General features: G+C 77.5%; 6 protein-coding genes. 3 read left to right on the plus strand and 3 right to left on the minus strand.

What is annotated here, in order from left to right:
• Positions 1-593, minus strand: a 593-nt coding sequence (locus tag ABZ914_RS46115; protein ID WP_500200996.1) for a GntR family transcriptional regulator, incomplete at its 3' end; no start/stop codon positions are given.
• 261 nt (positions 594-854) lie between these two features.
• Between ABZ914_RS46115 and ABZ914_RS46120 the strand changes: the two genes are divergently transcribed.
• The 3 genes from ABZ914_RS46120 to ABZ914_RS46130 all read left to right on the plus strand — a co-directional run bounded on the left by ABZ914_RS46120 (position 855) and on the right by ABZ914_RS46130 (position 3,544).
• Positions 855-1,190 carry a YciI family protein gene (locus ABZ914_RS46120; protein ID WP_387018793.1) on the plus strand — a complete coding sequence of 112 codons (336 nt, stop codon included), beginning with the start codon at positions 855-857 and terminating at the stop codon, positions 1,188-1,190.
• Positions 1,187-2,584: an RNA polymerase sigma factor gene (locus tag ABZ914_RS46125; protein WP_500200997.1), complete on the plus strand. Its 1,398-nt coding sequence runs from the start codon at positions 1,187-1,189 to the stop codon at positions 2,582-2,584. Before ABZ914_RS46120 ends, ABZ914_RS46125 begins: the two co-directional genes overlap by 4 nt.
• 153 nt (positions 2,585-2,737) lie before the next feature.
• On the plus strand, positions 2,738-3,544 hold the full coding sequence (locus ABZ914_RS46130; RefSeq protein WP_500200998.1) for an alpha/beta fold hydrolase: 807 nt from the start codon (positions 2,738-2,740) through the stop codon (positions 3,542-3,544).
• Positions 3,545-3,602: 58 nt separating this feature from the next.
• Here ABZ914_RS46130 and ABZ914_RS46135 read toward each other — a convergent pair whose 3' ends face one another.
• Both ABZ914_RS46135 and ABZ914_RS46140 read right to left on the minus strand, forming a co-directional pair.
• Positions 3,603-4,223, minus strand: coding sequence for an IMPACT family protein (locus ABZ914_RS46135; RefSeq protein ID WP_500200999.1), 621 nt, complete (start codon positions 4,221-4,223; stop codon positions 3,603-3,605).
• A 43-nt stretch (positions 4,224-4,266) separates the two neighbouring features.
• Positions 4,267-5,143: DUF3152 domain-containing protein (locus ABZ914_RS46140; protein ID WP_500201000.1), on the minus strand; the 877-nt coding region annotated here is incomplete at its 5' end.

Below are 5,143 nucleotides of genomic sequence, written 5' to 3' on the forward strand. Positions count from 1 at the left end.
GGTGCTGGCGGCCAGCCCGGAGGCGGTGGAGCGTCCTCGATCAGCCCGAACAGGTCCCGTCCGGCCAGCTCCCGGCCGAGATCAGGACGCCGCAGCAGGCCCTCGCCGATGTCGCCGGGAAGGTAGGTGGTGTCCAGCGACAGCGGCTCGCCCTCCAGCCGCCGCAGCCGCTCCACGCGCACCGCGCCCGCGCCGGGCGGCAGCGCGAGCCGGGCCGCCACCGCCGGCGGGGGCACCGGGACCCGGCCGATCTCGCGGACCTCGTTGGTGACCGTGCCGTGCCCGGTGAGCGCCTCCGCCAGCCCAGCCAGCCGGTCCAGCCCGTGCCCGTGCTTGGCCGCCACCACCGTGGTGCCCACCCCGCGCCGCCGCGTGATCAGGCCCTCCGCCCGCAGCAGCGCCAGCGCCTCGCGGACGGCGTTGCGGGACGCGCCGAGCCGCTCGCCCAGCTCCCGCTCGCCCGGCAGCGTCCCGCCGGGGAACGCGCCGCCGGTGATCTGCTGGCGCAGCACGTCGGCGGCCTGCCGGGCCCGCTCGGCCCGCGGCCGCGACGACACCCACTCGCCCCGCCCCGCCCGCGGCGTCCCGCCCATGCCCCTCCCTCGGTCCGGATGGCCGGCGCGCCCGTCCCACGCGGACGGCCCGGCCCCTCCAGGATGCCGCAACGAGATTACGCCACTGTTACGCCACCCTGTTTGACCTGCATTAACGCCCCACCAGGAGCTATATGGAGGGCGCTGGTCACTTCGGCCACCCGCAGAGACCGAGACCAGGCCGCACACCGCTGCGCGGCACCCCGCGATCTGGCATCCTGCCCGGGAGAGCGATCTCGTCCGGCGACCGCGGGAGGCCCTGTGCGCTACGTGCTGATGATCTGCAGCGACGAGACCGCCGGGACCGATCCGGAGGAGGCCGCCGCCACCGGCTGCGGCGGCTGGTCGGAGGAGATGACCCGGCGCGGCGTGGTGTACGGCGGCGCCGGGCTCGCCCCCGCCGACACCGCCACCACCGTGAAGGTCCGCGACGGCGAGGTGCTGCTCACCGACGGGCCGTTCGCCGAGACCAAGGACCAGGTCGGCGGGTTCAGCCTCATCGAGTGCGCCGACCTGGACGAGGCCGTCGAGATCGCCGCCCGGCACCCCTGGGCCCGGCTCGGCCAGATCGAGATCCGCCCCGTCCACGAACCGTGACCCGCCCCGCCCCGCCACCCGGCCCGCCACCCGCCGAACCGGCCCCCGGCGCGGATGCGAACGCGGCGGCCGCCGCGGCCGCCGCCGAGGCGTTCCGCACTGAATGGGGACAGATCGTCGCCACCCTGATCCGCATGACCGGCGACTGGGACCTCGCCGAGGACTGCTCGCAGGACGCCTTCACCGCCGCCCTGCGCCGCTGGCCCCGCGACGGCGTCCCCGACCGCCCCGGCGCCTGGCTCACCACCACCGCCCGCAACCGCGCCGTGGACCGGCTCCGCCGCGACGCCGCCGGCGCCGACCGCCTCCGCCGGGCCGCCCTCACCGCCCCCGCCCCGCACGCCGACGGCATCCCCCACGAGGACGGGTTCGGTGACGACCGGCTGCGGCTGATGTTCACCTGCTGCCATCCCGCGCTCGCGCCCGACGCCCGCGTCGCGCTCACCCTGCGCACCCTCGCCGGGCTCACCACCGCCGAGATCGCGCGCGCGTTCCTGGTCTCCGAGCCCGCGATGTCCAAGCGCCTCACCCGCGCCAAACGCAAGATCCGCGCCGCCCGCGTCCCCTACCGCGTTCCGCCGCCGCACCTGCTGCCCCGCCGCCTCGGCGCCGTCCTCGCCGTGCTGTACCTGCTGTTCAACGAGGGGTACACCGCCGGGGACGACGGTGCGGGGAACGGGCCCGAGCGGCGCCGGCTGAGCGCCGAGGCGATCCGGCTGGCGCGCGTGCTGGCCGCGCTGATGCCCGCCGAGCCCGAACCGCGCGGCCTGCTGGCCCTGATGCTGCTGCACGACGCGCGCGCCGCCGCCCGCGTCGACGCCACCGGCACCCTCGTCACGCTCGAGCACCAGGACCGCGCCCGCTGGGACGCGGCCGGGATCGAGGAGGGAACGCGGATCCTGGACGCCGCGCTCCTCGACGCCCGCGCCGCCGGACGCCCCGCCGGGCCCTACCTGGTGCAGGCCGCCATCGCCGCCTGCCACGCCACCGCCCCCGACGCCGCCTCCACCGACTGGCCGCAGATCGCCGCGCTCTACGACGTCCTCGCCCGCCTCGCCCCCACCCCCGTCGTCGCGCTCAACCGCGCCGTCGCCGTCGGCATGGCCCGCGGCCCCCGCGCCGGCCTCGAGCTGGTCGAACGGCTGGAGCGGGAAGGCGCCCTGGACGGCTACCACCTGCTGCCGGCCACCCGCGCCGACCTGCTGCGCCGCCTGGGACGCCGCGCCGAGGCCGCCGTCGCCTACCGCGCCGCCCACGCCCTGGCCCCGGGCGATGCCGACCGCCGCTACCTGGCCCGCCGCCTCGCCGAGGTCACCGCGCCCGACGCGGCGCCCGACGCGGCGCCCGACGCGGCGCCCGACGCGGCGCCCGACGCCGGAGCCGGGCGGGGCTGACCGGCACGGCACGTCCGGGAACCCGGCAAGAAGAAACAAGAAGAAAATCGGGCGGAGGTGTCCGTTCGCGGCCCGCCCGTACGTCGGTGACGCGAACGGGCCGCGCACAGCAGCCCGCCAGAGGCGACCGACGCACCCGAAAGGACACCGCTCATGGACACCGTGCACTTCATGGACACCGTGCACTCCAAGGACGGCACCCCCATCGCCTACGACCGCACCGGCCGAGGACCGGCCCTGGTGTGCGTGGGCGGCGCGCTCAACGACCGCGGATCGGCCGCCGCCCTCGCCGGCCTGCTCGCCTCCCGCCGCACCGTCATCGCCTACGACCGCCGGGGACGCGGCGACAGCGGCGACAGCGCCCCTTACGCCGTCGACCGCGAGATCGAGGACCTGGCCGCCGTCATCGACGCCGCCGGCGGCCAGGCCGCGGTGTACGGGATGTCGTCGGGCGCCGTGCTGGCCCTGCGGGCCGCCGCGCACGGACTGCCCATCACCCGCCTCGCCCTCTACGAACCCCCGTTCACCCCCGACGAGCCGGACCGCGTCCGGCGCACCCGCGACCAGGCCGCCGAGCTGAACCGCCGCCTGCGACAGGGCCGCCCCGGCGACGCCCTGGAGCTGTTCATGACCGGCGTCGGCATGCCCGCCGAACTCCTCGCCCAGATGCGCCGCGCCCCGATGTGGCCCGCACTGGAGGCGCTCGCGCCGACCCTGGCCTACGACTCGGCCGTCATGGACGACGCCGCCGGAGGCGTCCTGCCCGCCGCGACCGCCGCCGCCGTCACCGTCCCGGCGCTGGTGCTGGCCGGCGGCGCGAGCCCGGCCTGGATGCGCGACGCCGCCCGGCGCCTCGCCGCCCTGCTGCCCGCGGGCGCGCACCGCGTCCTGGACGGCCAGACCCACGACGTCGCCCCCGACGTCCTGGCCCCCGCCCTGGAGGACTTCCTCAGCACATGACCCCGAAAGCCCCGGGGTGCGGCCCGCCCGGGGGCCGCGCCCCGGCGCCGGACGTCCGTCAGACCGGAACCTCGACATGGCCGGGCGCGCCGCGCACCACGGCGGCGCGGCCCGCGGTGACCTGCGCCGCCCACGCCTCGAACGCCTCCACCTCCGCCAGCGGCACCGCCACGTCCGCCTCCACCGCGTCGCCGTAGCGCACGTCCGACGGCTGGACGCCGCGCCCATGCAGATCCCCCAGGAACCGGCCCGCCAGCGCGTGCTCCACCCGCACCGTCACCGTCAGCACCGGCCGCAGCTCCACCACCCCGACCGCGTCGACCGCCTCCGACACCGCCTGCCCGTAGGCGCGCACCAGCCCGCCCGCGCCGAGCTTCACCCCGCCGAAGTAGCGGGTGACCACCGCGACCGTGCCGGTCAGGCCCCGCCGCACCAGCACCTCCAGCATCGGGATCCCCGCCGTCCCGGCCGGCTCCCCGTCGTCGCTGCTCTTGGTGATCTCGCCGTGCTCGCCGACGACGTACGCCGAGCAGTTGTGGGTGGCGTCGCGGTGCGCGCGGCGGTGCCGCGCCAGGAACTCCACCGCCTCGGCCTCGTCCGCCGCGCGCGCCAGCGTGCACACGAACCGGGACCGGCGGATCTCCAGCTCGCGGGAGCCCCCGCCTCTGATCATGCGCATGTCGGCCCCAAGTCTAGGCGCCGCACCGGACGGAGGGCCGGGGTCAGCCCTTGGGGAACGGCCACGGGTTCGGCGCGCACCCGTACAGCGACTTGGTCTGCTGCACCATCACCGGCGCGGGACGCCCCTTGCCCGGGCACTGCAGGTGGCCGTGCCCGAGCGCGTGCCCGACCTCGTGGTTGATCACGTACTCGCGGTAGGAGGCCAGGTCGCGGCCGTAGGACGCGGCGCCCTCGCCGTAGCGCAGGGCGTTGATGACCGAGCGGTTCCCCTGCCGGCACGACAGCTCCCCGCCGGTGACCAGCGGCGCGCACATCCGGTCGGTGAGCGCCGGGCTCGACAGCGACACCCGGAACCGCACCGGCCCGCGGCTCACCCGCTCGAACCGCATGGTGCCGCCGTGCCCCCAGCTGCGCGGGTCGTTGAGGACCCGCTGCACCTCCGCCGCGAACTCCGCGCCCGTGATCGGCAGGCCCCGCTCGACCTCCACCGTGTACCGGACGAGGGTGCCGCGCGTCCCCTTCGGCTTCGCCGTGCCCGGGACCACGGCGTACCGGCCGCTCGCCGACCGGGGGATCCGGACGCGGGGCGGCTGGCGGCGGCCGTTCACCACCGGCCCCTTCACCGCCGTCCTGCCCGCCCGACCCGTCCCGCCCGGGGTCCGCCCGGACGCCTGCGGTGACGACGACGCCGACACCGCCTCCGACGTCGGGGCGGCGGCCGGGGCGCGGTCGTCGTCGTGGCCGAGCGTCAGCCAGGCGCCGCCGGCGGCACCGACGCCCAGCACCGCGGCGACGCCGACCGCCATCACCGCGGTACGACGGCGGCGCGGCCTACCGCCCGGCGAGCGGGAGGGGGCGGAAGGGTCCTGGAGGTCGTGCACGGCGCTCCGCTCGGCCAGGGCGCCCGCGGGCGTCCGG

The organism is Spirillospora sp. NPDC046719, assembly GCF_040645715.1.
Lineage (GTDB): Bacteria > Actinomycetota > Actinomycetes > Streptosporangiales > Streptosporangiaceae > Spirillospora.

What these genes read in the sequence shown, in the direction of transcription:
- ABZ914_RS46130 (WP_500200998.1), top strand. Translation starts at nt 2,738, where the DNA reads ATGGACACCGTGCACTTCATGGACACCGTGCACTCCAAGGACGGCACC.
- ABZ914_RS46135 (WP_500200999.1), bottom strand. Translation starts at nt 4,223, where the DNA reads ATGCGCATGATCAGAGGCGGGGGCTCCCGCGAGCTGGAGATCCGCCGG.